This window comes from Candidatus Flexicrinis affinis, assembly GCA_016716525.1.
GTDB lineage: Bacteria > Chloroflexota > Anaerolineae > Aggregatilineales > Phototrophicaceae > Flexicrinis > Flexicrinis affinis.
Map to the genome: position 1 here is coordinate 483,402 of JADJWE010000002.1, position 25,949 is coordinate 509,350.

Sequence of the window (25,949 nt, forward strand, 5' to 3'; positions counted from 1 at the left end):
CATGCGAAAATCCGCGGTGTTACGCTGTGATGAAAGATGCTTTTTGGGGTTTCTTGTTTATGTCGCGTCCGGTACAGTCTGTTGAACGTGCATTAGGCATTCTCGAACTGCTCGGGAACGCAGACTATCATCTCGGCATCTCCGAGATCGCCGAAGCCAGCGACCTCCCCTTATCGACCGCCCACCGCCTGCTCTCCACGCTTATGCAGATGGGTTACGTCGAGCAAAACCCGGAGACGAACAAGTACACCCTCGGCGTTCGCATCTTGCAGCTTCGCGGCGCGGCTATCGGCCACTTGACTCTCGGTGTCCATGCCATGCCGATCATGAAGGCGCTGATGAACAGGGTCAACGAGACCGTCCATCTCGCCATCCTCAACGAAGGCGAAGTCGTGTACATCGAACGCGTCGAAGGGCTGAAGACTCAGGGCATGTACACCCGCATCGGCAAGCGTGCGCCCGCCCACTGTACCGCGCTTGGCAAGGTCATACTCGCCTTCACGCCGCAGCACGTGTGGTACGACGAAGTGGTCAACCGGCGCGGACTCAAGCGGTTCTCGCCGACGACCATCACGACCGAAGCGGGCCTGATAAACGAGCTGAGCTGCATTCGTCAGCAGGGCTACGCTGTGGACAACGGCGAAACCGGCGAGGTCGTTCGGTGCGTCGCGGGACCGATCTACGACTATACCGGCGGGGTCGTCGCCGCGCTCAGCGTGTCCGGCCCTCAGGCGCAGGTGACAACCGCGCGCGTCCCTGAGTTGAGCAAGGCCGTCTTGTGGGCATGCCACGCCATTTCCGAGAAGCTGGGCTACCGCAAGGAGTAATCACCGAAGTGTCTCGCGCCCCACGGCGCGTTGCATGAATGTCAGACCGGATCGAGAGGAGCAGCCTAACGCTAGACCCGCTTTCCGACTCAACCCTGCCCGATCTCGGGCACACGCTATGGTTTTCAAGGAGCTTCAGCGATGTGGAATAGACGCCTTACACTGACCATCCTACTTGCACTTCTCCTCACGCTCGTGCCTGTGCACGCCCAAGACGCCGGTGGCGGCGGCACCCTGATCGGCGCGTTCGACGTCGGGCCGGGCGGCGCCCCGAAGGTCATCCCGTTCATGGACACGGCCGGCCGTACTTGGCTGTCCAAGATCTTCAGCCCGCTCATTAGCTGGAACGCCGACATGAGCGCGCTCGAGCCGCAGCTCGCGACCGAGTGGTCGTCCAACGAAGACTCGACAGTCTGGACGTTCACGCTGCGCGAGGGCGTGGTGTGGCACGACGGCGAAGCCTTCGACTCCGAAGACGTCGTGTTCTCGCTCAACCTCGCGCTCAACCCGGACGCGGCCACCAACTTCCCCGGCTTCTCGTCGCTCTCGCGCGAATCGGTCGCCTCGATCACCGCGGTCGACGCCTTTACCGTGGAAGTTGCGCTGAATGCACCGAACCCGCGCCTCCCGTTCTTTATGATCTTTGCGTGGGTACTGCCGCAGCACGCGCTGGCGGACCTGAACCCGGCCGACTATCAGACCACCGATTGGTTCTTCACCAACCCGGTTGGCACCGGCCCGTTCATGCACGACGAATACGTCGCCGATCAGTTCTGGGCACTCGTCCCGAACCCGAACTACTTCCGCGGCGCGCCCAAGCTTGACCGGCTGATCAACCGCTACTTCGCCGATGAGACGTCCGCGCTGCTCGCGCTGGAAAGCGGCGAAATCAACTTCACGTACGTCAGCGGTGACGTCGCCCTGCGCTTGCAGGAAGAAGGCACGTATCAAATCTACGACGGCCCGTCGGGCGTCACCAACTACTTCATCTTCAACCTGCGCAATCCGGTCTTCCAGGACGTACGTGTACGGCAGGCGTTCCTGTACGCCATTGACCGCACGGCAATCGCCGAGACCGTGCTGAAGGGCACCGCGGCCGTCGTGCCGTGCATCGGCGCCTTCCCGTCGATGTGGCCGGACGCCAGCGAGCTGAACGACTACGCGTACGACCCGGCCATGGCGGCCGATCTGCTGCAGCAGGCCGGGTATGACACGGCAGCGAGCTACGAGCTGGTGACCTACTACAACAACCAGTTCCACCTCGACGCGATGGCGGCCCAGCAGGCATTCCTGGCCGCCGCTGGCATCAACATCGTCCCGCTGGCGCAGGACGTGCCCACCTATAACTCGTACTTCTATACGGGCGAAGGTTGGGACATCTCGTACCGCGGTGTAGGCGTAAACGTCGGCAACTTCCCGTTCAGCTTCTATGAGGTCGGCGGCCAACCCACGACCGACGGCGCGCCGCTCATGGGCGAGCTGTTCCCCGAGCTGCAGGCGTTGATCGACGCCGCTCGTGTCGAAGCCGACGCGGATGCGTACCTCGGTCTGCTGCAGGACATCTGCAAATTCCAGAACGAGAACGCGCTCGAAGGGTACATGTGGACGGCTGTGCGCTTTGGCGCCGGCTCCAACGACCTGCAGGACTTCTACTGGTTCCCGGCAGCAGGCGGCGGCCCGTATGAGGATCACGCCGAGCTGTGGTCGGTCGGTGAGTAATTCGCGTTAAGCTATGGAGGGGAGGACGCCGTTCTCCCCTCCTTGCATTCTGAAAAACGCGGGATAGACGCCATGCTCAAGTATCTGATGCGACGCATCTTGATCTCGATCCCGGTGCTGCTGATGATCACCATCATCATCTTTGCGCTGATGGAAATCGCGCCCGGTGACGTGGTCGACTACTTTCGCAGCCCGGACCTGGAGATGACCGCCGAGGCTGAGGAGGCATTGCGAGAGCGGTTCGGCCTCAACCAGCCGCCGACAGTGCGCTACCTCCAGTGGCTAGCCAACGTGGCGCAGGGTGACCTCGGCTTCCGCTTCACGGATGGCGAGCCGGTTGCGCAGGTCATCGGTCGCCGCCTGAGCGCCAGCCTGCTGCTGATGGGGACGGCGCTCGCGATAGGCGTGCTCGTCGGCGTGCCGCTCGGCGTGTTTATCGGCCAACGCCAGTACTCCTTCTGGGACTTTTCGCTCACCGGGTTTTCGTTCCTCGGCATCTCGACTCCGGCCTTCGTCACCGGCATCGTAGCCCTGCTGATATTCTCGATCAACCTGCGACTGTTCCCTGCCGGGGGGATGCGCCCGGTCGCGACCGAGGCGACGTTCTGGTCGACGGTCCATCACTTGCTGCTGCCGAGCATCGTGCTGAGCCTCAACTTCATCGCGACGTTCATGCGCTACACGCGGTTCAGTATGCTCGAAGTGGTACGCCTCGACTACGTCAATACGGCGCGCGCCAAGGGGCTCACGCCGACCGCGGTGACATGGCGCCACATCGTCCCAAATGCGATTCTTCCTGTCATAACCGTCATTGGACTGAGTGTTCCGACGCTCGTCGTTGGCGCCGTTTTTACCGAAACGATTTTTAGCTGGCCGGGCATGGGCAGCCTGTATCTGGAAGCCGTGCGCGGCCGTGACGTCCCATTACTTATGGGCATGAATCTGGTGATCGCCTTGTTCGTGCTGGGCGCCAATATTCTGACCGACGTAGCTTATGCGGTGGTTGACCCGCGGATCCGCTATGACTGACGCCACCCGTTCCAACCCCGGCGCGGCAAGAGACGTCACGCAGCTCGACGTGCACGACCGCCCGCAGAAAAACCGCGCGCTTCGCCGCTTCATGCGCCATCGACTCGCAATTGTCGCCGTGATCGTCTTGATCGTGGTCACCGTGACGTCGATCCTCGCGCCGGTGTTTGCGCCGTATCCATACGACAAAATCGACCTCGCCGCCACCGCACAACCGCCCTCGGGCGAGCATCTCTTCGGGACCGATCGCGTCGGGCGCGACATCCTGACGCGCACGCTGTACGGCGGGCAAGTCTCACTGCTGGTCGGCATGGGCGCCACGGCAATCGCCACGATGATCGGCACGGTCATCGGCGCCCTGGCCGGTTACTACCGCGGCTGGGTCGACACGATCCTGATGCGCATCACCGATACCGTGATGACCTTCCCGAGCATCGTCATCATGCTGACGTTGGCGGCGCTGCTGCCGCGCAGCGTGTGGAATATTGTGCTGATCATTGGCTTGTTGAGCTGGCCGGGTGTCGCGCGCCTTGTCCGTGCCCAGTTCATGTCGCTGCGCGAGTCCGAGTTCGTGCTGGCGGCGCGCTGCCTCGGCGTGCCGGATCGGCGCATCATCGTCGTACACATCTTCCCCAACGTGCTCGCGCCGATGATCGCGCTGATCACGTTCAGCGTCGGCGGTGCCATTCTGACTGAGGCCGGCTTGAGCTTTCTCGGCCTTGGCGTCGCACCACCCACACCGAGCTGGGGCAATATGCTCGAGGCCGCGCGAAACCTCGACATTCTGGAAAACCTGACATGGACGTGGATACCCCCCGCGGCGATGACGGTCCTCACCGTGCTGTGCGTCAACTTCGTCGGCGATGGCATCCGCGATGCGATCGACCCAAGACTTGTCCTCTAGAGAGCGAGACGAAACAACATGCGTGGTCTGGAATTGAAGCAGCAGCTCAAAGCAGGCAAACCGGTGTTCGGCGTGTGCATGGAAGGCTACGGGCAAGCGCGCTGGCCGAAGTTCTTCGCGAACTATGCCCCAGTCGATTATGTTTTCCTCGACAGCGAACACTCGCCTGCCGACCGCGAGACGATCGCATGGGCGTGCCAGTGTTACGCGGCGTACGGGATCGCGCCGCTGGTACGCATCCCTGAGATCTCGGCATCGCAGGCCGCCATGGTGCTGGATGCCGGCGCGCACGGCGTCATCGTGCCGTATCTGGAGACGGTCGAACAGGCGCGAGAAGTCGTAGGCGCGGCCAAGTACCGCCCGCTCAAGGGCAAGGTGCTGGCCGACGCAGTCGCATCCGGGCGCTTTCCGAACTCCGAAACCAAGACGTATCTTGACGCGTGGAACGCCGACTCGGTGCTGGTCGTGATGATCGAAAGCACGCCGGGCATCGATAACCTGCCGGATATTCTTGCCGTCGGTGGGATCGACGCCATTTTCATGGGCCCGCACGATCTGTCGATCAACCTCGGCGTGCCCGAGCAGTACGATCACCCGCGCTTCGTCGAAGCGGTCGATACGATCATCGCGGCTTGTAAGGCGGCTGGCGTCGGGGTCGGTATGCACATTCCGTATACCGACGCGAAGTCGGCCGCTGCCATGTTCAACCGCGGCATGAACTTCATCAGCTTCCGCGGCGATACGCTGTTTGTCGCAGAAGCACTCCGAAACGAACTCGGCCACTTGCGGTCGGTGATCACGGCAGGCTAACTCACAATGTTTGGATGTGGAAGAAGGACACCATGAACGTTTTCAGCGGCATTTGGCCGGCGCTCGTCACGCCTTCGAATGCGGACGGCACCGTCAACCTCGACAGCTTGCACGCGTTGATCGACTACCTGATCGGAAAGGGCGTGTATGGGTTCTATGTCGGGGGCACAACCGGCGAGGGCGTGTTTACGTCCTTCGCCGAACGTCAAAAGCTGGTCGAATCGTCGCTGCGGCACATCAACGGGCGTGTACCGGTGATCGTACACGTCGGCGCGGTCGCCGCTGGCGATGCGGAAGCCTACGCTCGCCACGCGTGCGATCATGGTGCGGTGGCGATCAGCAGCATCATCCCGCCGTTGTACGAGTCGCTCGAAAGCATTGGGCGCTATTACCGTGCAATCGCCGCAGCGGCACCCAGCCTTCCGCTTCTGATCTACCTGCTCAACCCACGCCTCGACAGCGTCGCGCTCATGCGCAGTGTCATGGACATTCCGAATCTCGGCGGCGCGAAATACACCGGACCCAACATGTACGAAATGCGCAGCATCATCGACCTCGGCGGCAGCGCGTGGACGATGTTCTCCGGCATGGACGAGCAGGCCACGTTTGGCCTGATGACCGGCGCAAACGGCCTGATCGGGTCGACACTTAATTTCATGCCGGGCGCATATCTCAACATCTATCGCGCGGTGCAAGAAGGCCGCTTCGCCGACGCGCACGCGCTCCAACTGCGCGCCAACCGCGTGACGTCCGCGATGATCGAGATCGGATTTAGCGGCTCGTTGAAAGCGGTCTTGAGCGATATCGTCGGCGTGGAGATGGGCAGTCCGCGGCTACCGGGTTTGCCGCTGTCGGCGGAAAAGCGCAGCGCGCTGCGTGACCTGTTGGCCCGCACCGACTATGAGCAGCTTGTGGCGATGTAAAGCGGGCAGCTATCCAATCGTGAACGTCACGCGGCCAAGCCCGCTGATTTCAGCGTATCCCGCAAGGTTTGGACCGCGTGACGCCACATCAGGCAGCGCGAGCTCGCGCCCCAGCGGCCCCAACGCCAGCACGTCGCCCGGGAACAACGTGATGTAGCGCGTGATGTACGCGATCACCTGCGCGGCACTGAACAAGTAGTCGGCTGTGTTCGTCTCGACCGCCCCGACGCCGTCGACAGCGATCGTGCACGCCCTGCCCCGCCACGAATCATTTTCCAGCGGCGCAACCGGCCCGACGACGTTGAACCCGTCCGCCCAGCGCGCATAGACCGCCGGCAGGTGCCGCTCCTGCAGCGATGCGGGCTCGACCACGGCATCCTTGAACGACGAGTCGCGAATCACGGCCATTGGCGTGAAGCCCAGAATGGCGGCAGCGGCGTCCTCGACCGAGACACGGCTTGTCACCTGCCCGATCACGCATGCCAGCTCGCAGCCGACCGACAAGGTGCGCGCCCGTGACGGGATGCGCACCGATGCCCCGCTGGCGGCGAGCGCCGTATTCGGCGCGGCCAGAAAGCGCGGGTATGGCCGGCTCGTCATCCCTTCGGCCTGATCGGCCGTGGCATAGTTGCCGAACACTGTCCAGAAGTGCCGCGCGCGTTCAACCGACCACACCTCGGCCGATGCAATCGATTCATCAGGCGTTCCGACGAGGACGCGCACCGCAGGCGGGACGACCTCCACCGGCGCGGCATCGGTCCGGCCCGTCTCGGGTTCAGGCAGGTACGTCACCGGATTGCGCAGCACACCGAGCCGTTCGATCTCGCTTTCGATCACGTCGCCCTCGACCGGGTCGAACAGGAACGGCGACCCGTCGTAGCCCATCGTCCCCATGTGAATCACGTCGCCGGGGTGCAGCGCGCGAAACGAGGACAGCCAACTGATCGTCCGCTCGATGCCGATGTGCATCGCGCCGGTGTGCGACCGGTCGCGCAGGTGGCCGGACTGCCGCGTGTAGATCATCAGGTCGTACGGGTTGCCGACCTCGTCCATCGTGACCAGATATGGCCCCATCGGGAAGCGCGAGTCGGACTTCTTGTCCCCCCACGACGTCATCGCATCCTCGAACCAGTCCCACGGCTCGGGTTGGGCGAACATGTCGTTGCGGAAGTAGTCGACCGTCACGTCCGACACGATCGTCAGGCCGGCGACGTGCGCCATCGCCTGCGACACCGGGATGTCGCGCCCGCCGGTGCCGATCACGACCGCCAGTTCGGGATTCCAACCGCCACTAACCCGCTCGGAATTTGGCAGCACGACCGGATCGCCCGGGTCGATGACAGTGCCTTGCGGCCGCTGATGCCCTTGCGGGAACACGTTGAGATGCTGGCGTTCCGGCACGTGCCGCCAGACGGTCGGACTGTTCTGCACAAGGCCCAAGATCAAGCGCGGGCGCGGGATCGGTGCGCGCAGTTTGACGTCGGCGATACGATGCCCGGCGCCCAGCAGGATAAATGTGTCGTTCTTGGCGAGGAATATTAGGAGGAAGTCGTGGAAGCGGCGCATCCGCGCCATGCCGTCCGCGCCCGATTCGAGGAAGCCGATCATATCGGCCGGCGGCGAGTCCCAGAACACCGGCCGGGTCCCGAAATATGGCGACGTGCCGCGCTTGGCATACTCGGCAAGCCGCACCTGCGACGGTCCCGGCTCGAAGACCCAGTCCTCGCCGGTCAGCGGGTGCGTGACGACCAGCCCAAAACGCTCCGTGCCCTGCGAATCAAACGTCGCCAGCTTCATGGTGTTCCCCTAGAGTCGAACCTTGACGGATCGCGGACCAGCCAGTCGAGGTCGAAATTGACGTACACGATCCCGCCCTGATTGCCGCGCTCGTACAGCACGCCAACTTTGTCGTCCGCTTGCTGAACGAGGTCGCTGTAGGCCGCTGGCCCGGCGTCAATCACGCGCCCGAGCAACCATACGTGCCCGCCATCGGCGCTCACGTGCACGGCTAACCGCCGGCGCGCCTTCGGATGCGCGGGGTTCGAAAACAGCAGGTACGAGCCGACCTTTAGGATGCTGGCCTGCACGGCCGAGTCGATCAACAACGGATGATAAACCGTCTCGCCATATTGCACCGAATCGTCCGATTCGAACATTGCGCGAGTCAGCGCGCGTAAGCCCACCGGCTGACCGTTCAAATACGCCCGGCAGTTGATGAGCACGGTACCGCCATCCAGCACCGCGGCGGTGGCCTCGTTGAGTCCGATCGTCGGGCACGGATCGGCATGGCGCCACGTCTCGCCGAGGTCGTCCGACCACACGAGCACGTTCTGCGAATCGAACACGCTGGAGTCGCCGACGGTGATTGTGCTGGCGTGGAGGATGCGACCGTCGGCGCGCTGTACGGCGTGGCCCAACGTCGGCCGCTGAATCCGCCATTCGGGCCGGCCGATCTGGTCACTGATGTCGCGCGGAAGGCTCCACGTCACGCCGTGGTCGTCGCTGACGATGCAGTATGTGTGGTTGCGGCCCTCGCCGCGCGCCAGCGCCCATTCGTTCGCCGTCATCAGGTTGTACAGCAGGATCACGCGGCCGGTCCCACCCGCCATATCCACCACCGGCGAGGCGTTCATCAGCGCGTGCTCGCCGCCGTCGAATGTGTGCCGCGCGACGATCTGCAATGGCCCCCATGTCGCGCCGTTGTCGGTGCTGCGCTTGCCGACAATGCGAATGACCGGCGTCGAGTCGCTGCACGAGTCGCGCCGGCCTTCGGCAAACGCGAGCAAATCGCCGTTCGCCGCCCGGACGATGCTCGGAATGCGGTAGCACGCGTGGCCTTCCGTCCCATTGATGAACACCGGCACGCGCGTCAGCGGGTCGGCCGCGCCCGCCAGAGTCACTGTCGCATGCGCCACCGCCTGCTGGTGCCCTGTACCAATCACAGTCGCGCGCACGTCATACGATCCAGCGTAGGCGTAACGATGCGCAACCTTTCGGCCAACCGCGCTCGTCCCGTCGCCGAAGTCCCACATTACTCCGCGCGCGGCAACGGCGCCGGCCGCCTCAAAGTGCACGTCACAGGGTGCGTCACCGTCCGGCCGAAACTCAATGCGGGCCGTCGGTGCCGAGCCACCTACGACGGCGAGCGCTGCCAATTCGCCGGCATCCATGACGCGGTCGTACATGCATACGTCATCGACCCAGCCCGTGCCGCCGCGTCCGAAGGTGTGATCGTAGTGCCCGCCGGCAGCGTCGGTGTATCCGCCGACGATCAGCAGATTCGGCGAAACCGCCGCGGTATCGACCTGTGCCTCAGCGTGAACCGCGCCGACCGTTAACTGCATCGTACCGGCCGCAGCGTCCATTGTCAGCGCGGTGAACGTCCACTGCACCATGTCGACACGTGGCCCGTCAACGCGCGCCGCGACCGTCTCGGCCGTGCCGAACTCGGCCGACAAGCGACCGCCGTCCAGCACCATACTCCACCCCGGCACGTCCGGCGCGTTCAGCCGGATCACGACCTGCCGGCCCGCCGACCGGACGGGATACATCCATGCAGTGAGTGTGAACGAGCGCGGCCACGTGCCCAGTCCGGCGCGGTAACTCGTCTCGTCCAGCGTGCCGATCTCGTCAATCAGCCAGCGCGCCTGCGGCCCGTGCCTCTCCATAAATCAGCCCGGCGTCCACAGCGACTCGATCGCGATTTCGGACTTCGTCGCGCTCGATTCCTCTGCGGCGAACATGATCTGCATGATGTGCAGCGCGAAATCGGGCGGAACAGGTGTCGGCGCGCCGCTGTCCAGCGCGTCGAGGAACCCCACCCACTCGCCGACCAGTGCTTCGAGCATCCAGTCGCCCGCCGGCACCGACTCCGGCACCGTGCGCCACGAATCGCCGCGGCCGATACTCACGCCGCCCGCGTAATCGACGTTCATCCCGCCGCGGGTGCACACCAATTCGGTGAGGTGCTTGGGCGCGCCGTCCGAATACCCGACCGACACAACCGTGCCTGCCGCACCGCTGGCATAGCGCAAGAAGGCCATGCCGGTATCGTCGGCCTGCTGGTCGTAGAAGCGCGTCGACAACTGCGCCGACACATGCGTGACCGGCGAGTCGATCAGCCACGTCATGCGGTCGACCGGATGGATGCCTACCGTGAGCCACACCCCGCCGCCGACCGAACGGTCGAGGTGCCACTCGCGCCGGTTCGACTCCATCCACTGCTTCTGCATGGTCGCCGTGCCCAGCACGACGTCGCCCATCTCGCCAGATTCGAGGATCGATTTGGCGACCCGGTACGCCGGCGCGAAGTGGTTGACGTGACCCAGCATCAGCTGCACGCCCGCGTCGCGCGCGGCGTCGGCGATCTGCTGGCATTCGGCCAGCGTCGGCGCCATGGGCTTTTCGAGCAGGATGTGTTTGCCGGCTCGGGCCGCCGCGATAGCGATGTCGGTGTGTAGATGATGCGGCGTGGCGATCACTACCGCGTCGACCGCCGGATCGCGCAGCAGGTCGGCGTAGTCGGTGTAGCCGCTGCCACCGTAGCGATCCGTGAAGGCCCGCAGGGCTTCGGCGTTGGTGCGTGACGCTGCGGTGATCGCAGCGCGGTCGATCTGCGCCAACGCTCGCGCGTGCTGTTCGCCGTAATGGCCCGCGCCGATGATCCCGATCCGCCACATGCGCCGCTCCTTCCCATCCGCGCTCAGGATGTCGACCCGCGGATGAAATACTCGACGATCTTCCACGGCCGCGTGATGGCCGAGCCGATCACGACTGCGTGCGCGCCGGCATCGAACGCTCGGCGCACATCCTGCGGCGTCCAGAAATTCCCCTCGGCGATCACCGGGACGCTCCAGCGCCGGACCAGTTCGGAGACGAGCGCTATATCCGGCACATAGTCGGGGAGGTCCCATACCGAAAGCGTCGTCGCGAGCGCATCCGCGCCGGCATCAAGTGCGCCCTCGGCGTCTGACGCGTGCCGCAGATCGGCCAGCGCCAGTGCACCGCACGCGTGCATTTCGTCAATGATTTCGTTCAACGACGACGGGCGGGTGCGTGGCGTCGCGTCGAACGCGACGATTTGCGCGCCGGCGTTGACCAGCGACGCGACCTGCCGCCGGTCACCCGTGATCAGGACTGGCGCGTCGGCCGAGTACTGCTTGTCAATTCCGATGATGGGAACGGCGATCCCTGCCGACCGAACGGCGGCGATGTGCTCGGCGCCGGCAAGTCGAAGGCCCGCCGCACCGCCTAGCACGGCCGACTGGGCGAACGCGATGATAGTCTCGAGGCGGTCGGTCGGCGTGCCGGCCTCCGCCTGACACGAGACGATGATCGAGCGTGTTGGGATGAGCGAAACGATGGCTGTCATGGCGGCAGTACGTCGGGCCCAGACCTGGACCCTTTCTATTGTACGCCGATCCACGCACGCACCAACGCCGCGCTTTCTACAATGCGGAAACTGCCTTCCACGACGTCAGGCGGTGAAACGGCCTAGCCATCCACGATCCGCCCGTCGCGCAGATGAATCACGACATCTGCGGTGTCCCGCACCTGCACGTCATGAGTCACGACGATGAGCGTGATCCCGAGTTCGTCGACCAATTGACGCATCACCGCCAGCACCTTCTTGCCGGTCAAACTGTCAAGCTGACCGGTCGGTTCGTCGGCCAGCATCAGCGCAGGACGTGCGGCCAACGCACGCGCCAGCGCCACGCGCTGCTGCTCGCCGCCGGACAGTTCATGTGGCCGATGGTCGGCGCGCGGACGCAGTCCCACCCACTCCAACGCCTCGGTGACACGCCGTTCGCGCTCCGTCCGCGCGACATGCTGCATGCGCAGCGGGATGCTCACGTTTTCCGCCGCGGTGAGCAGCGGCAGCAGACCGAAGCTCTGGAACACGAAGCTCAGCTTGTCGCGTCGCAGCGTGGCTTTCTCGTCCTCGCCCAGCGCCGTGACATCGCTGCCGTCGATCCATACCCGGCCCTCGGTGGGCCGGTCCAGCCCTGCGATCAGGTTGAGCAGCGTGGTCTTGCCTGCTCCGCTGCGCCCGACGACGGCCGTCATCCGCCCGCGCTCGAACGCCTGCGAGACATCGCTCAACGCGTGCACCGGCGCCTCGGCCCGCCCGAATACGCGCGACAGCCCTTCTACGCACACCATCGCGTCCATCGTCACGCCTCCTTCTCGGTCGGATACACAGCGACGTGATCGTCTTCCAGATGCAGGCGGACGAGGTTGCGCATACCCAGCCTTTCGATGAACGCGTGCGGAAGTTGCAGCCTGCCGGCCCGGTCGAGCACGGTGAATTCTTCCTCGTCAAGCAGGACTCCGCCCTCGCCGTCCTGCCGCAGCACCTCGATACTGGCGCGCCCGTCGCGCATGCCGATCACGCGGTTGACCCGCTTGCTGACGTTGTGGTCATGCGTGACGATCACAATCGTGACGCCATACGCGCGGTTGAGCGCGCGCAGCGTGTCGAAGATCTGTTCCGCCGCTTCGCTGTCGACCTCGCCGGTAGGCTCGTCGGCCAACAGAAGCTGCGGCCGGTTGGCCATCGCCACCGCCAATGCGGTGCGCTGCTGCTCGCCGCCAGACAGTTGACTCGGGCGCGCGCGGTCGCGGCCAGCCATGTCGACCGCCTCAAGCAGTTCACTGGCGCGTCGGGCGCGCTCCGGGGCCGACACACCGGCGAAGATCATCGGCAGTTCGACGTTCTCGCGCACGGACAGGTAGCCGATCAGGTTGTACGATGTCTGCTGCCACACGAAACCGATCGCACTGCGGCGGTACTCCACACGCGACCGCCGGTTGAGTTCGGTCAGGTTAAAGTCGCCGACCGTCACCCGCCCCGCTGACGGCACGTCCAGCCCGCCCAACACGTTCATCAGCGTCGACTTGCCGCTGCCGCTCGGCCCGATCAGGGCGATGATCTCGCCTTGATCGACGATCAGGTCGAGGCCTTGGAGCGCCACGACCTCGAGCGTCGCTACTTTATAGATCTTGACGAGGTTGTCACATTCAATAAACGCCATCGGCCCTGTCCTTATCCGTTCGCACGCAGCACATCGACCAGTTCGATCCGCCGAACCACTGCGCTTGACCAGCCGACCAGCACGACGAACAGCGTCGCCACCAGCCCGATCAACACGCCGATCCCGGCGATCGGCACAACCATCCGCGCCGGATCGCTACCTAGCAGCGACAGCAGGAACACCGCGGACCCGAGCCCAAACGCCGTACCGACGACTAGCGCAGGCACGACAACCGCCGCATACTCGGCCGCCAGCATGCGTGTGATCTGCCGCTGCTGCCAGCCCAACGACCGCAGCACGCCCAACGACTCGGCGCGCCGGCGCAGCGACACCGCCGCGAAGTAACCGCTCTGCACGATCAGCAGGGCAAGCCCGGCCCAGAACCCGCCAAACAACAGTCCGGTTATCGCATTCGCCAATGGATCGCGCTGCTGCGCGGCGAACAATTCGCCGGCCGTGGTTATCCCCAATGCGCCCGGCGACCGCATCAGCGCGTCCCGGATTCCGGCTGGCTCGCGTTCGGTAAAGTCGAACACCACCCGGTTCACCGCGACGCCAACTTGCAGCGAAGCGCGCGTCGGGTTGATCGCGCTTTGCAGCCAGTCGGCGCGTGTAAACACCATCGCCTGGTCGGACCTGTACGGTGGCGGCGCGGGAATGACCGCCTCGACTACGTACGACATGCGCAGCCGTCCGATGGGCGACGACGGATCGTCAAGTTGCACAGACCCCGTGTCCCCCGGCGCTAACGGCCGCCGCAGTGCGCTGCGTCCGCCGACGTCGTCGGCAAACGCCGTCGTGACGACAACGGGAAGCGGCTGATCGACCGCGAATAGCAGCAGTGTCGGCGTCGACGATGAAAACCCGATGCTGCGGCTGTAGAGCACGCGCAGCGCGCTGCCACCCGCGGGCGCCGCGATGTCGCTCCGCTCGAAGCTCAGCACGGTGTCGGTAAATCGTCCTGCGGCCTCCGGCCTCGACCAGACTTCCGGCGGTGCAGCGCCGTCGGAGACGAGGGCGATCTCGCCGTCGTCCGCGCCCACAGCACGGATCTCGCCCAGCAGGACGGCGTGGTCAAAGGAGGTGACGCGCGACCCTTCAACCGGTTCTTCGCGCGCGCTTGGCAGTTCGATCCCGATCAGCCGCCATGGCGTACGGCCAAGGCGGCCCGGTTCCAGCGGTGCGGCATACGTCTGCCACCTGTCGGTCAACGTCTCGTCCGGCGCATCCAACGGCACACGCGCGACGATCGAATCAGCGTTCATGATCAGCGCCGTCACCGCGGCCGTCGTCACGGCGTCGTCGGCCGGGCTGAACACGTCGACCGCCACGCTTACGGCATCGGCAGGAAGTTCGACACCCGCCACAGGGCGTTCGATCGCCTCAAGCGCCTGAATCGGCGGTTCGTCCGCCCGCCCATAGCCGATCACAATAAGTTGGGGCCGATCCGGCGTACCGCCGCTGTTCAACTCGACGCGCGGCGCGGCGCGCGAAATCCCGTCAATCGCTTCGTAGTCGAAGGCCGGATCGAACGCCGTCGGTGCAACTGTAAGCACGGCATCGGCGCCCAGCGCCGCTTGCGCCGCCTCCCATGCCGTATCCGAACGGGTCTGCGCGATCACCAGCGATGCGATCCCAAGCGACAGCGTACCCACCACCAGCAGAACAAGCTGACCAAAGGTCGCCGGGCTGCGTTCGACCCCCCACAAGGCGAGCCTGACACTCACGCTTTGCAGGCCGGCAGTTACCGCCCCCAGAACGCGGGTTACGACGGGGAACACGCGCAGCCACAGCAGCGCACCGCCGACAATGACGAGGACCGGTCCGGCCATGCTGAACGGATCGTTGAGCGCATCTATAGCACCGGCGCGGGCTGTGAACGCAATGCCGAGCGCCAGCGCCGCGATGTCGACGTAGAACCGCGCCCATACAGGCCGGCCAAATGTGCGTCCCGCGCTCTGGCGCAACCGGGCGAAGTCGGTCAACGCCAGCGGCACAGCCGGCAGTGTGAGCACGACGACGGACGTCACAGCAGCGGCCCCGCCCCACAGCCACGATTCGGCAGGTAGATCGGCGGCCGAAGGCGCGGCAATCACCGACGCTTGCGGCCCGACTGCCGTGAGCAGCCCCGCTAGCACGAACGCGACGGCCTGCCCCACCAGCCACGCCGCAACCGACAGCAAGCCCATCGACACGGCATGCGCAACGACCAACTGCCGCGCGCTTGCACCACGACCGCCCATTTGCGCCCACGCGCCGCGTGCCCGCTCAAGCGCGAGCGATCCCGTGATCACCAGGGTATACAGCAGCAGCGCCAGCACCATGCCAACCAGCAGCAGGACCGGTCCAGCAATCGAACCCATGCGGGCGCGCACCGCGTCGATCAACGTCGACAGCGGCGAATTGATCTCAAGCGTCGGATCGGTCGTGCGCAGCGCATCCAAACCGGCATCGAGCTGGCGTTCGATGGCGTCGAGGTCGCGGCCTTCGATGTGGTCCAGCCGCAGCACTGCGCGGCTAACGTACGCACGCGGCGATGTGCGGTTGAGCGCGCCGGCCAGCGTGTCGGGGTGGACGATGATGCCCCAGTCGAGTTCGTCCGGCGCGTTGTCGAACGACTTGATGATCGACCCGAAAATCGACTCCTGCGCGTCCCAGCGCGGCGATGCTTGGGCCTCCACCGGCGCGAGAATCCCCACCAGTTCGAGTGACTTGAGCTGCAGGCCATCCGAGGTGGCGAAACGCGACCCCACGACCGGGCGCAAGTTCGGGTCGAGCGTCACGGCCGCATCGAGAGCGGCTTGCGTCAGCGCAAACTCGATGACATCCTCGCGCGGTTCCGGCAGCCGCCCGTCCAGCACAGTAAAGTCACGCTCTATGTCGGGATAGGCGTACTGCCGGTAGCACGGCATCAACCATGCCGACGACTCGCCGGACAGCGCAAGGCTGCACGTCCGCGCCGGTGCGTAAGCGAAACGGTGTTCGCTGACGATGTACGATCCGATCTGTGCGCGTATCGGCTCAAGCAAGTCGGTTTCCGGCGGGGAGTCACGGGTGACTTCAAGGCGCTGCTGCCGGTCGGTCAATGAATCGAGGCGGGCATCCAACTCGGCGGACCGGAGCATGCGCATATACAATGGCGCGAACGCGGCGAATCCGGTCACGATGGTGATAGCGGCGAGGAGAATGATCGCCACATGCCGTTCACGAGCGAGCTGCCGCACAGCCAACCGGATCATTCGAGACCGCCTTCACGAACCGCCGTGACGCCTTGACGGACGATCAACAGGCCGCTCACGGCGACTTGCACGGCCAGCACGGCCAGCATGACTCCGGCAAACGCCAGCACCGCCACCGGTTCCTGACGTATCGCGTATGGCAAGGCGTTACCCGGCTCGGCGCCGGCCAGCAGCGGCAGCACTTGCCCGCTCAGGAATATGCCGATCGCCTGCCCAAGCGCGATCCCGACGACCGCCACGACGGCCTGCTCGACGACGATGCTGGCGACCACCAGACGCCGCCCCCAGCCCAACGCGCGCAGCACCGCGAACTCTCGCTGGCGCGATTGCAGCGTGATGGCCGCGTAGGCGATCAGGCTGAACACGGCCAGCACGAGCGCGACCACGAATCCCAGCAGCAGCAGGCCGATCAGGCCCGTCGTGAGCAAGTCGGCCTGCACGGTCTCAAGCACCGAGTCGATGCTGACGCTCTCGCTGTACGCCGGGATTCCGGTGGCGGACTCCAGCGCATCCGTCCACGTCGCAGCATCGACCGACGGGTCGAGCCGGACCCACGCTTCGCCGGGCTGCACGGCCGAGCGCGGCCGGCTGCCGAGCCACTGTTCCAAACCGTCCAGATCGGTCACCACAACCAGCCCGTCGCCAGCGTCCAACGTCGGTACGAACGGAGCAACGCCGTCCACCCGCAGCCACACCTCGGCGCGATTGATCCCGAGACTGAACAGGTCGCCCGGTTCGAGTTCGTTTTGTGCTGCATACGCCGGGCTGACGAGCGCGGACAGCGCGTACTGCTGTGCATTCTCTTCATCGGCGACGATGGCCGCGTAATCCGCCCCATCCACATAGAGTACCCACTGACCCGGGCTGGGAGCAGGCGCCTGCTCCCACGTGACCGACGTCACGCTGCCCTCCGGCGCATCCGGCCCGCCACCTAGCGGCTCCATGTTCACGCCAGTCAGCCCGGCCTCGCTCCAGCCGCTGCTGAACCAGTCGCCGGCAGCGTCGGCGCCGTCGAACTGAAATCCGCGCAGCCCAAGCGTGGCGCCAGACGCGAAGTACAGCGACCGGTCGCCTCCGCTTTCGACACCGATTCCGATCAGCGTCCACCCGGCGTCGGACTCGGGCAGGTCGGCACGGTACTGTATCCACGTGATCGCCGCTAGCGCACGATCGCGCTCCTCCACGCCTTCCGTTTGAAACGGGCTGCGGTTGGCGAGTTCGACGATTGTCTCCGGAACGTCAACCGCGAACGGCACCGTCTGGTACCGTCCAGCGGAATCGCGCAGGATTGCGGAGAACCGCATTTCGGTCACAAGGGCTGCGGTGGCCTGCGCATCACTTTGCGATTCAACGCCGGCAAGGCGGGCCTCGAACACAATCGACGTCGCGCCTTCAGGCAGGATGCGCCCGACAGGTGGGAAATTCGCCGCAGAGGGAAGCGGCAGCGGGCCAAGATCGTCACGCCAGCGCACGACCGATTCGAACGCGGCGGGTTCCACGGCAAGCAGCGTACCCGTGTCCAGCGACACGCTGCCACCCGGTGCCAAGCTGATTCCGTCGAGACGGAGCACGCGCGAGACGGCCGACGTCCCTTCCAGCCGTGAGATAGCGTCGACCGGCGGCAGGTCCGACCTGCCGTAGGTCAGGCGAACATCCGCGCCAACGGCGTACTCCGCTTGCGACACGCGGTTATCCTCCACGACGGCGCGGTACGTCGTGCCGAACCATCCGATGACGACCGCCAGCGCCAGCAGCAGTGTGAGGCGCGCATAGTGCAGCGGCTCGCGGCTGATTTGCCACCCGGCTAGGCCGGCAGGAAGCGCGCTGGATCGCGTCAGCAGGCGGGAGAGCGCCGACGTCAGCACGGGGAACAGGCGCAGCGCAAGGCTCGACAACGCGAACAGCAGCAGCGCAGGCACAAGCAGCAGCAGCGGATCGCCGCGGTCGGTCGTGCTGTCGCGGGCAGCCGAAAGCTGGATCAACGCGGCGAGGCCGACAACCAGCAGCACGATGTCGAGGTAGTAGCGTTGAAAGGTCGCGGCCACGTCGCTGCGCCGGCGCGCCCCGCCCGCGTCGATCAACGGTAGGTTAAGCGGCCCCCACATCGTGACGAGCTGAACGGCGAAGGCAGCTGCGGCAGCCACCGCGCTGAAAACATAGGCATCCGCGGTGAGATCCAGCCTCAGCCGCTCGACTCCAGTCACAAGCGGGATGAACACGAGCAGAAACGCGCGAGCGGCGATGGGTGCCGCCAGCGCGGCGGCCCCGCTGATCAATGCAGCCTCGACCCCGCGCATTACCAGAATCTGCCGGCGCAGCGCGCCCCGTGTCTGCAGCACGGACAGTTCGCGGCGTTCGCGGCGGCGCGTCAGCGCGCCCATCACCAACAGGAAGTACAGGACGAGCACCCCAACCATCAGCAGGATGATGACCGTCGGAACGCCGATCGCCGCGACGTTAGCCCCTGCCCCGCGCAGAACCTCCGGCAGCCGCGTCTGCACGACCACGCCGCTTGATGCAGCACCGAGCGTGCTGGTGAACGCGATCTCCGCCGCGTCGCCGAAGGACGCCACCGACTCTGCCGCCGCGATCAATTCGGTAAAAGGCAGCGCGCTGGGATCGAACACGAGCCACCATGCCATGGTAAGCCGGGTGTCTGGAAGATTCTGTGTCGCGACTCGTACCAACGCATCGCGATCGACGAGCACGGCGACCTCGTTTTGCGCCGCGCGCGATGGAAGCGGTCGCCATCCGTCCGACTCTGCCGGCGTCCAGATTCCGACGACCTCGACGTCGATCGGCTGACTCGTTTCCCAGCCGCGCTGATCGAGCGTCAGGCGATCTCCCACGCCGACGTCGAGCCTTTCTGCGCCAAGGTCGCTCAGTGCGACCTCCATGGGGTCGGCTGTGGCGGTGGGTGGCCGGCCCTCCCAATCAACCGCGTCCGCCACACCGTCGTAGGCCGCCAGCCGCGCCTTGAGTCCGGCAGCGTCGACGCCGTCCAAGACGATGAACAGGTCGCTGCTCTCGGTCGTGGTGTGTGTCGCCCGAAGCCAATCGCCGTACGGTTTGATCGATGCGGCCGATTGTTCCGCGATCAGGGCGTCAAGCGCGGCACGCCGACCGGCCACGTCCGGCGCGGGCAGGCTGGTGCGGATGAAGATGCTGGTGTCTGCCGGCGGGCGCGACTCGATGCGCTGCACGGTGCCGTACTGCGTGAGCGCCGCGCTGTACAGCGGCATGGCAGCGGCGATCGCGGCCGTGAGGAACACGCCGACAATAATCGTCGCCAACGCGCGCCACTCGGCGGTCAGGCGTTCGGCCGCCGACCGGATAATCCACAGCGGTGCAGGCAGCGCGCGCGGCAGTCGGGCCGCACTCGGCGTGTCGGTCGGAGAAGCGTTCAAATTGGCCGTGATTCGTCCTCGGTGGCGGTAATCATGCCGGCAAGGGAATACCCCACCCCACCATCGCGTATCAACAAATCCAACACGAACCTAACCAGAGTCCGCCATGTTGGCCCGTCGTTCGCCGCCGATTCGTCACACGGCGGAGTCGCGCACGCGGCGGTAGCCGTGAAGGCGCTCTCGATAGATCCTCGTCACATCCGGGTTCGGCGCCAGCGTCTCGCGACAGGCCGCCCATGCCTTAACAGCCGCAGCCGCGTCATACAGCCCGGCCCCGTCACCGGCCAGCACCGCCGCGCCGAACGCCGACTGATCTCCCGCCGCAAGCCAGCATGTCGGCAGCGCGAATGCATCGGCAAGCATCTGCCGCCATGCGGACACGTTGGCCCCACCACCAGACACGACCAATTGGCGCGGCTGAGCGCCCAACGCCTCGAATGTCGAATACCCGTCGAGCAGCGCCAGCACGACACCTTCCAGTACCGCGCGCACCAGTTCAGGCTGGCCGTGTTCCGGCGACAGCCCGTGAAACATGCCGCGCGCCAGCGGGTCGCGGCGCGGCGTGCGCTCGCCGATCAACGTCGGCACGAACGTCAGCCCGCCCGCACCCGGCCCGACAGTCTCAGCTGCCGCAAGTATCGCATCGCGATCCTCGGCCGAGCGCGCCCCGACGACTCGCTCCAGCACCCAGTTGAGCGCCAGTCCTGCCGCCAACGGCCCGCCCAGCACGTACCATCCCGCCGCGCCGCTCGCCGGGTCGAGCGCCGAGCAGAACGTGTATGCGCGGCCCGCTGCATCGACAGTCGCTTCGCGCTGCGGCCACACCATCTGTCCGCCAGTGCTGAGCGTGACGAGCAGCGTATCCGGCGATGTCGCCGCGGCGCACAGCACACTGCACGCCGTGTCGGCTGCGCCGTTCACGACTGGCAGACCATGCGGCAAGCCCAGCGCATCCGCGGCCGTCGGCTGAAGCGCCCCCACTACGGCCCGCGACGGGTGAAGTTGCGGGAGCTGGCTCTGCTGAACGTCCGCGGCGGCGCACACATCCGCCGACCACGACCGTGCCCGGATATCGAGCAGGCCGGTACCGCATGCGTCGCTGGGATCGGTCGACAACACGCCGGTCAGCCGCCAGCGGATGGTGTCTTTCGGCAGCAGCACGTGACGAGTCTGCGCCCATATGTCCGGCTCGTGCGTCTGAATCCACCGCAGCGTCGCGATCTGAAAACCCGTCGCGGGTAGGCCGCCTGTGTGCGACAAGAACCACGCCTCGCCGTGCGTCGATAGCATGGCATCGACCTCGCGCGACGAGCGCTGATCAGGCCAGATGACCGCGGGACGAAGCGGCTCGCCGTCCGCACCAAGCAGCACAGTTCCGTGCATCTGCCCGCTCAGGCCGATGGCGACGATGGCCGATGGTTCGGGCAATGCGTCTACGACGCGGCGCACAGCAGCGACAACCGCTTCCCACCATACGCCGGGGTCTTGTTCGGCGTGGGAGGGCTGCGGCCGAAGCACGGGATACGCCGCCGTTCCGCTGGCGGCGACTCCGCCGCGGTCGTCCACAGCGACGACCTTCACCGACGACGTACCGAGGTCGATCCCGAGCGTCAGCGGAGTCACGGCGTCCAGAAGTCGGCGTCCATAGATGAAATGCACGACGAGTCTGGCGCTGCCAGCGGATCCTCGACGAACGCCTGCACCATCGACATCGGGCACGGCCCACCGTCAATCACGCCGTGTCCGACCATCGGAAACTCGAAGCTGAAGCCGTTGCTTAACGTCGCGGCGGCTAGCTCGCCCCACCACGGCGGCGTTGCGGTATCGTAGCGAGCGTTCAGTACGAGCGTCGGGATGTCGCTCACCACCGGCTGATTCTCGTTCACATCCAGTTGCCCAACCGGCCAAACGGCGCACTGCTCGAATTCGATAAGGGTACCGACCTTGAGCTCGTCGCGCAGCAGCTCCGGCATGTCGATTGCGTCGGCGCGCCTGTCGGCTTCCTCGACCGACATGAACGGCATTTCTTCGCTGCACTGCACGCTGAGGTTCATGCCTTCGCTGTCGTCGTCGATGTCGGGCGGTTCGACAGCTTCGACTGTGTCGACATCCACGCCAAGGTCGATGAATCCGCGCGCCGCGATGCCGACCTCCTCGTCGGTCAGTTCGAAGATGTCGGCCAGAAGTTGGGCGATAGCCGCCATGTCGTTATCGGCCGCAAGCGCCCGGATTTCGTTCAGTTCGTCTTCGGTCAGCTCCTGCGCCAATTCCTGCGCCAGCTCAGATGAACTACTGAGGCTGTCGCCCGCCCCGTTGGTGAACAAGTCAACATAGGTGTCGAAATCGCCGGACGCGAACGCGTCGAGCGTTGCCGGAATCGCGCTGATCAGGCCGGTCGTCTTGAGCTGGTCGATCAACTGGAGGATGACGTCTTCGGCGTACAACTCGACCAATTCACCGTCGGCATTCTCGATCTCAGGCGGACTGGCCGATATCGCCTCGAGTTGGTCGTAGAAGCGCACTTCGAGGTCGGGGTACGCTGCGCTGCAAGCCGGATCGGCGGCACAGTCGGCAAACATGCGGCTGATCAATTCGTAGGTGTCGGACACGACGTTATAGTTCGTGTCGATGTTCGGCGGATATACACTGTCGAGGATGACCGACCGCACGCCGTCGGGATAGTCACGCATGACGGTCAGCGCGAGACGCGTGCCATAACTGATGCCGAGCAGATTAACCTGTTCGTAGCCTAGCGCAAGCCGAAGCGCCTCGACATCGGCGGCGTTCTCGGCACTGGTGTAGGCCGTGAGGTCGACGCCGTTCGCCAACAGCCGATCGCGGCATTCCTCTACCGCCTCTACCGACGTGTCCTCGTCCATCTCCGGGCAGTTGAGCGAAGGCTCGCTGAAGCCGGTACCGCGTTGATCGAACAGAACGAGGTCGCGGCGGTCGAGGAGTGGTGAGTTGAACCACGTGTCGACCGCGGCCAACGCACTGCCGCCCGGTCCGCCTTCGAGATAGACGATCGGGTCAGGCGCGGGGCTGGGCGAGCGCGATGGAATCACGGCGACCATGAGCTGGATCGTCGCGCTGTTTGGATCGCTGCGGTTCTCCGGAACGCTCAACGTCCCGCACCGCACGTCGAGGTTGCGCTGCACGTCAAACGGGCACTCGACAGCGCCGAAGTCGCCACCGGCGGTCGTCGCGGGGGGCGAAACAGGCGCGTCGTCCGGAGCGAGTACGCGCAGCACACCTTGGGCCTCACTGTAGGAGTAGATCTCGATCGTCAGCGTGCCGTCGAATGGAGCGATGAAATCGTCGAGTGACTCGCCTTCGAATAGGTCGCCGCCGTCGCTGTAGATGTAGAAGTAGATGCCTTCTCCGTTCTCGATCTCCACGTCGAGCGTCGCGCCTGCAATCACGTCGACATCGAGCACTACATAGAAGTCATCAGCGTCTTCGTCATACTCGAAGAGCAGTGGATAGTCGCCAGACTGGCCGACGACGGGAACGACAGCGAACAGGAGAAACGCGATCAGAACGGCCAGGTTGCGCATCGGAGTGCCTCGATCCCGCCAGGGAAGTGCCGGTATACGGGTTGCGCTCAGGATGCGATCCCTCGGGAATCGTTGCAGACGAGCGGCAAGCCACAGCTCGATTGTAATGTGCTTCGTGACAATCCGCTTTCGGACCTGCGGCGAACTGTGCGCGTAACCTGCCGCCGCGCGTACAATGGAGCGACCGCTTCACACCGCAAGGCATCCGTCGGCTTGGCTACGAAACCCGAGACCCAACGCAGATACCCGATCGAGGCCGTTCCATCCGCCCCCGGTACATACGTGCTGATCCTGTGCGCCGACACGGGCACGACGCTGCAAATCGGGCGGCTTGGCACGTTCGACGTTGCGGCCGGATGGTATGCCTACGTCGGCAGCGCGTTCGGGAGCGGCGGACTGCGCGGACGCATCCGGCATCACCTCGCGCCGGTGCGACGCCCGCACTGGCACATCGACTGGTTCCGCACGGCGGCGGTAGTCCGTGAAGTATGGTACGCACAGGATGCGGCATCGGAGCATGGATGGGCCAGCGACCTGCTTGGACTGCCCGAGTCCTTCGTGCCGATCCCGCGTTTCGGCGCGTCGGATTGTGCGTGCGTGTCGCACCTGATCGGTTTTCCGCGCCCGGTCCAAGTCGACATGCTTCGGCGGGTTGCTGGCGAGTCGATAGTCGTCTGGGCTGTGGAAAACTCGCCTCGAATCTTGTGACGCCGCCGCAGCTTGTCGCTATACTCGTCGCAGGGGAACTTGCATCCGTGTCACCCAATGCACTGGAGGTGCTGTTGTGGCCAATCGTATCGCGCACGGTGTAGAGCTTAGCCGGCAGTCGTGGAATGCTTTGATGCAGAACAAGCAGCTCCTTATGTTTCCGCTGATTTCCGGGATCGCGATGATCATCGTCACCATCGTGTTCATCATTCCGATGTTGGGGATTGGCATCGTTGACGCTCTCACGTCAGAGGGGCGTGAAGTCAGCAGCGGGCAGAGCATCGCCGGCACCATCATCACGTTCATCTATCTGTTCGCCAGCTATACCGTCGTGATCTTCTCGAATACGGCACTGGTTGGCGCGGTGTTGAAGATCCTCAACGGCGAGAAGGCCACCGTCCAAGACGGAATCAACATCGCTTCGGCGCGCATCGGCAAGATCCTTGTCTACGCGTTCATTTCCGCCACCGTCGGCATGATTGCGCGCGCGATCACGCAGTCCGGTCGTGACTCGAAGAACGTCGTGGTGGCCATCCTCGCGGCCATCCTCGGCAGCATTATTCAAGGCGCGTGGAACCTCGTCGTGTTCTTTGCCATTCCGGTGCTTGTGGTCGAAGACGTCGGCGTCATCGACTCGCTCAAGCGCAGCTTCGAGGTGTTCAAGCGGACGTGGGGCGAAGGCTTCGTCGGCAGCATGGCGATCGGCGGCATCTCGTGCCTCGTTCAGATTGCGATTCTGCTCGTCGGAGGCCTATTGATCGTCGGCGCGATTGCGACCAAGTCGGTCGTTCTGATCGTCGGCGCGGTCGCGCTCGTGGTTATCGCGTTGGTAGCGCTGGCATTGGTCAGCGGGGCGGTCAACGGTGTGTTCCAGGCGTCGCTGTACAAGTACGCCACGACCGGCGACGCCGGCCCGTACATCAGCAACGAATACGCGGCAAGCGCCTTCCGCGCGGTTTGATCGCCGGCAGAGACTTCCTACACCTAAACACGCTTCTGCAAATCGTGAAAGAGGGCATCCGGTCGGATGCCCTCGCGTTTCAGCCTAGATTCTACGGCTTCGGAACTGGAACACAGCGCCGATAACCGTAAGCACGACGACAACCGCCAGCGAGACGACGCTCTCCGTCGTGCCCGTACCGGGGCGCACGAGCGGCAGCGTGGGCGCCAACGTGCCGACTCCGGTGACAACCGCCGTCGCGCCGCCAAACGCCGAGCCAATCACGATCACGGGGTCTTTGAGCAGCGTTCCGACAATCGCGCCAAGGACAGCACCGACGACCACGACAAGCAGCCCTCCGATGCCGGTCACGCCGAGGATCGGGAGCAGGATGATCCCGAAAGCGGCCCCGAAGATCGCACCGAACAACGCAAACGCCAGCCCATAAAACCAGTACAGCAAGACGCCGACAAGAATCGCACCGACAATACCGAGGATGAGCTGTACGGTTCCGGTCTGGTTGATCGCGTCGGCAATCGCGTGACCCGCAGCCCATCCGAGCACGACTCCGGACAGCCCGAGGACGATGCGATAGAACGACTTGCCGAAGAACATCGCGATGAGGCCGATGACGATCGAAACGACGGCCAGAATCTGTGTGCTTTCCATGAGTCCACTCCCACGCGTAATCCACCCGCGAGCGTCGATCGCTGGACGCGCCGTGATTGAGCGCGCGGCCCACAGGTGAGTATAGCGCGCTGGCACAACGTAGCAATGGCCTTGAGCGGCAATGTCGTTCCGACACTTTCGGGCAATTTGGTGCACTCCTTGGGCCGCTTTGAGGGTCTCGGC

General features: G+C 64.9%; 19 protein-coding genes. 8 read left to right on the top strand and 11 right to left on the bottom strand.

Features of this window, described 5'->3' with window-relative positions; all coding sequences use genetic code 11:
• The first annotated feature begins 59 nt into the window (after positions 1–59).
• The 6 genes from IPM16_11250 to IPM16_11275 all read left to right on the top strand — a co-directional run bounded on the left by IPM16_11250 (position 60) and on the right by IPM16_11275 (position 6,212).
• A complete protein-coding gene (locus IPM16_11250) occupies positions 60–827 on the top strand; it encodes an IclR family transcriptional regulator (protein MBK9123678.1) in 768 nt (255 codons plus the stop codon).
• 141 nt (positions 828–968) lie between these two features.
• On the top strand, positions 969–2,546 hold the full coding sequence (locus IPM16_11255; protein ID MBK9123679.1) for an ABC transporter substrate-binding protein: 1,578 nt from the start codon (positions 969–971) through the stop codon (positions 2,544–2,546).
• Between the two features lie 72 nt (positions 2,547–2,618).
• Complete coding sequence (locus IPM16_11260; GenBank protein MBK9123680.1) at positions 2,619–3,575, top strand: ABC transporter permease; 957 nt, start codon at positions 2,619–2,621, stop codon at positions 3,573–3,575.
• On the top strand, positions 3,568–4,479 hold the full coding sequence (locus IPM16_11265; protein MBK9123681.1) for an ABC transporter permease: 912 nt from the start codon (positions 3,568–3,570) through the stop codon (positions 4,477–4,479). Before IPM16_11260 ends, IPM16_11265 begins: the two co-directional genes overlap by 8 nt.
• A gap of 18 nt (positions 4,480–4,497) precedes the next feature.
• Positions 4,498–5,289 carry an aldolase gene (locus tag IPM16_11270; GenBank protein MBK9123682.1) on the top strand — a complete coding sequence of 264 codons (792 nt, stop codon included), beginning with the start codon at positions 4,498–4,500 and terminating at the stop codon, positions 5,287–5,289.
• Positions 5,290–5,321: 32 nt separating this feature from the next.
• Positions 5,322–6,212: a dihydrodipicolinate synthase family protein gene (locus tag IPM16_11275; GenBank protein MBK9123683.1), complete on the top strand. Its 891-nt coding sequence runs from the start codon at positions 5,322–5,324 to the stop codon at positions 6,210–6,212.
• 9 nt (positions 6,213–6,221) lie between these two features.
• On the opposite strand, the gene IPM16_11280 is transcribed toward IPM16_11275, so the two are convergent.
• From IPM16_11280 to IPM16_11325, 10 genes are all read right to left on the bottom strand, one after another.
• Positions 6,222–8,009, bottom strand: a complete 1,788-nt coding sequence (locus tag IPM16_11280; GenBank protein ID MBK9123684.1) for a fumarylacetoacetate hydrolase family protein — start codon at positions 8,007–8,009, stop codon at positions 6,222–6,224.
• Positions 8,006–9,880 (bottom strand): exo-alpha-sialidase, encoded by a 1,875-nt coding sequence (locus IPM16_11285; protein MBK9123685.1) that lies wholly within the window; start codon positions 9,878–9,880, stop codon positions 8,006–8,008. Before IPM16_11285 ends, IPM16_11280 begins: the two co-directional genes overlap by 4 nt.
• A 3-nt stretch (positions 9,881–9,883) precedes the next feature.
• Entirely contained in the window at positions 9,884–10,891 is a 1,008-nt protein-coding gene (locus IPM16_11290) for a Gfo/Idh/MocA family oxidoreductase (protein ID MBK9123686.1), read from the bottom strand.
• Positions 10,892–10,914: 23 nt separating this feature from the next.
• Complete coding sequence (locus IPM16_11295; GenBank protein MBK9123687.1) at positions 10,915–11,583, bottom strand: putative N-acetylmannosamine-6-phosphate 2-epimerase; 669 nt, start codon at positions 11,581–11,583, stop codon at positions 10,915–10,917.
• Positions 11,584–11,705: 122 nt separating this feature from the next.
• Entirely contained in the window at positions 11,706–12,383 is a 678-nt protein-coding gene (locus IPM16_11300; GenBank protein MBK9123688.1) for an ABC transporter ATP-binding protein, read from the bottom strand.
• 2 nt (positions 12,384–12,385) lie between these two features.
• Positions 12,386–13,246 carry an ABC transporter ATP-binding protein gene (locus tag IPM16_11305; protein MBK9123689.1) on the bottom strand — a complete coding sequence of 287 codons (861 nt, stop codon included), beginning with the start codon at positions 13,244–13,246 and terminating at the stop codon, positions 12,386–12,388.
• A gap of 11 nt (positions 13,247–13,257) precedes the next feature.
• Complete coding sequence (locus IPM16_11310) at positions 13,258–16,485, bottom strand: FtsX-like permease family protein (protein ID MBK9123690.1); 3,228 nt, start codon at positions 16,483–16,485, stop codon at positions 13,258–13,260.
• Entirely contained in the window at positions 16,482–19,892 is a 3,411-nt protein-coding gene (locus tag IPM16_11315) for an FtsX-like permease family protein (GenBank protein MBK9123691.1), read from the bottom strand. Before IPM16_11315 ends, IPM16_11310 begins: the two co-directional genes overlap by 4 nt.
• 135 nt (positions 19,893–20,027) lie before the next feature.
• Positions 20,028–21,515 carry a xylulokinase gene (gene xylB, locus IPM16_11320; protein ID MBK9123692.1) on the bottom strand — a complete coding sequence of 496 codons (1,488 nt, stop codon included), beginning with the start codon at positions 21,513–21,515 and terminating at the stop codon, positions 20,028–20,030.
• A complete protein-coding gene (locus tag IPM16_11325) occupies positions 21,512–23,449 on the bottom strand; it encodes an alpha/beta fold hydrolase (GenBank protein ID MBK9123693.1) in 1,938 nt (645 codons plus the stop codon). Before IPM16_11325 ends, xylB begins: the two co-directional genes overlap by 4 nt.
• Positions 23,450–23,662: 213 nt before the next feature.
• On the opposite strand from IPM16_11325, the gene IPM16_11330 reads away from it, so the two are divergent.
• On the top strand, positions 23,663–24,157 hold the full coding sequence (locus IPM16_11330; GenBank protein MBK9123694.1) for a GIY-YIG nuclease family protein: 495 nt from the start codon (positions 23,663–23,665) through the stop codon (positions 24,155–24,157).
• A gap of 76 nt (positions 24,158–24,233) precedes the next feature.
• The gene (locus tag IPM16_11335; GenBank protein ID MBK9123695.1) at positions 24,234–25,118 is read left to right on the top strand and encodes a hypothetical protein; all 885 of its coding nucleotides are present in this window, start codon (positions 24,234–24,236) and stop codon (positions 25,116–25,118) included.
• An 84-nt stretch (positions 25,119–25,202) separates the two neighbouring features.
• On the opposite strand, the gene IPM16_11340 is transcribed toward IPM16_11335, so the two are convergent.
• Positions 25,203–25,766 (bottom strand): DUF4203 domain-containing protein, encoded by a 564-nt coding sequence (locus IPM16_11340; protein ID MBK9123696.1) that lies wholly within the window; start codon positions 25,764–25,766, stop codon positions 25,203–25,205.
• Positions 25,767–25,949 lie beyond the last annotated feature (183 nt).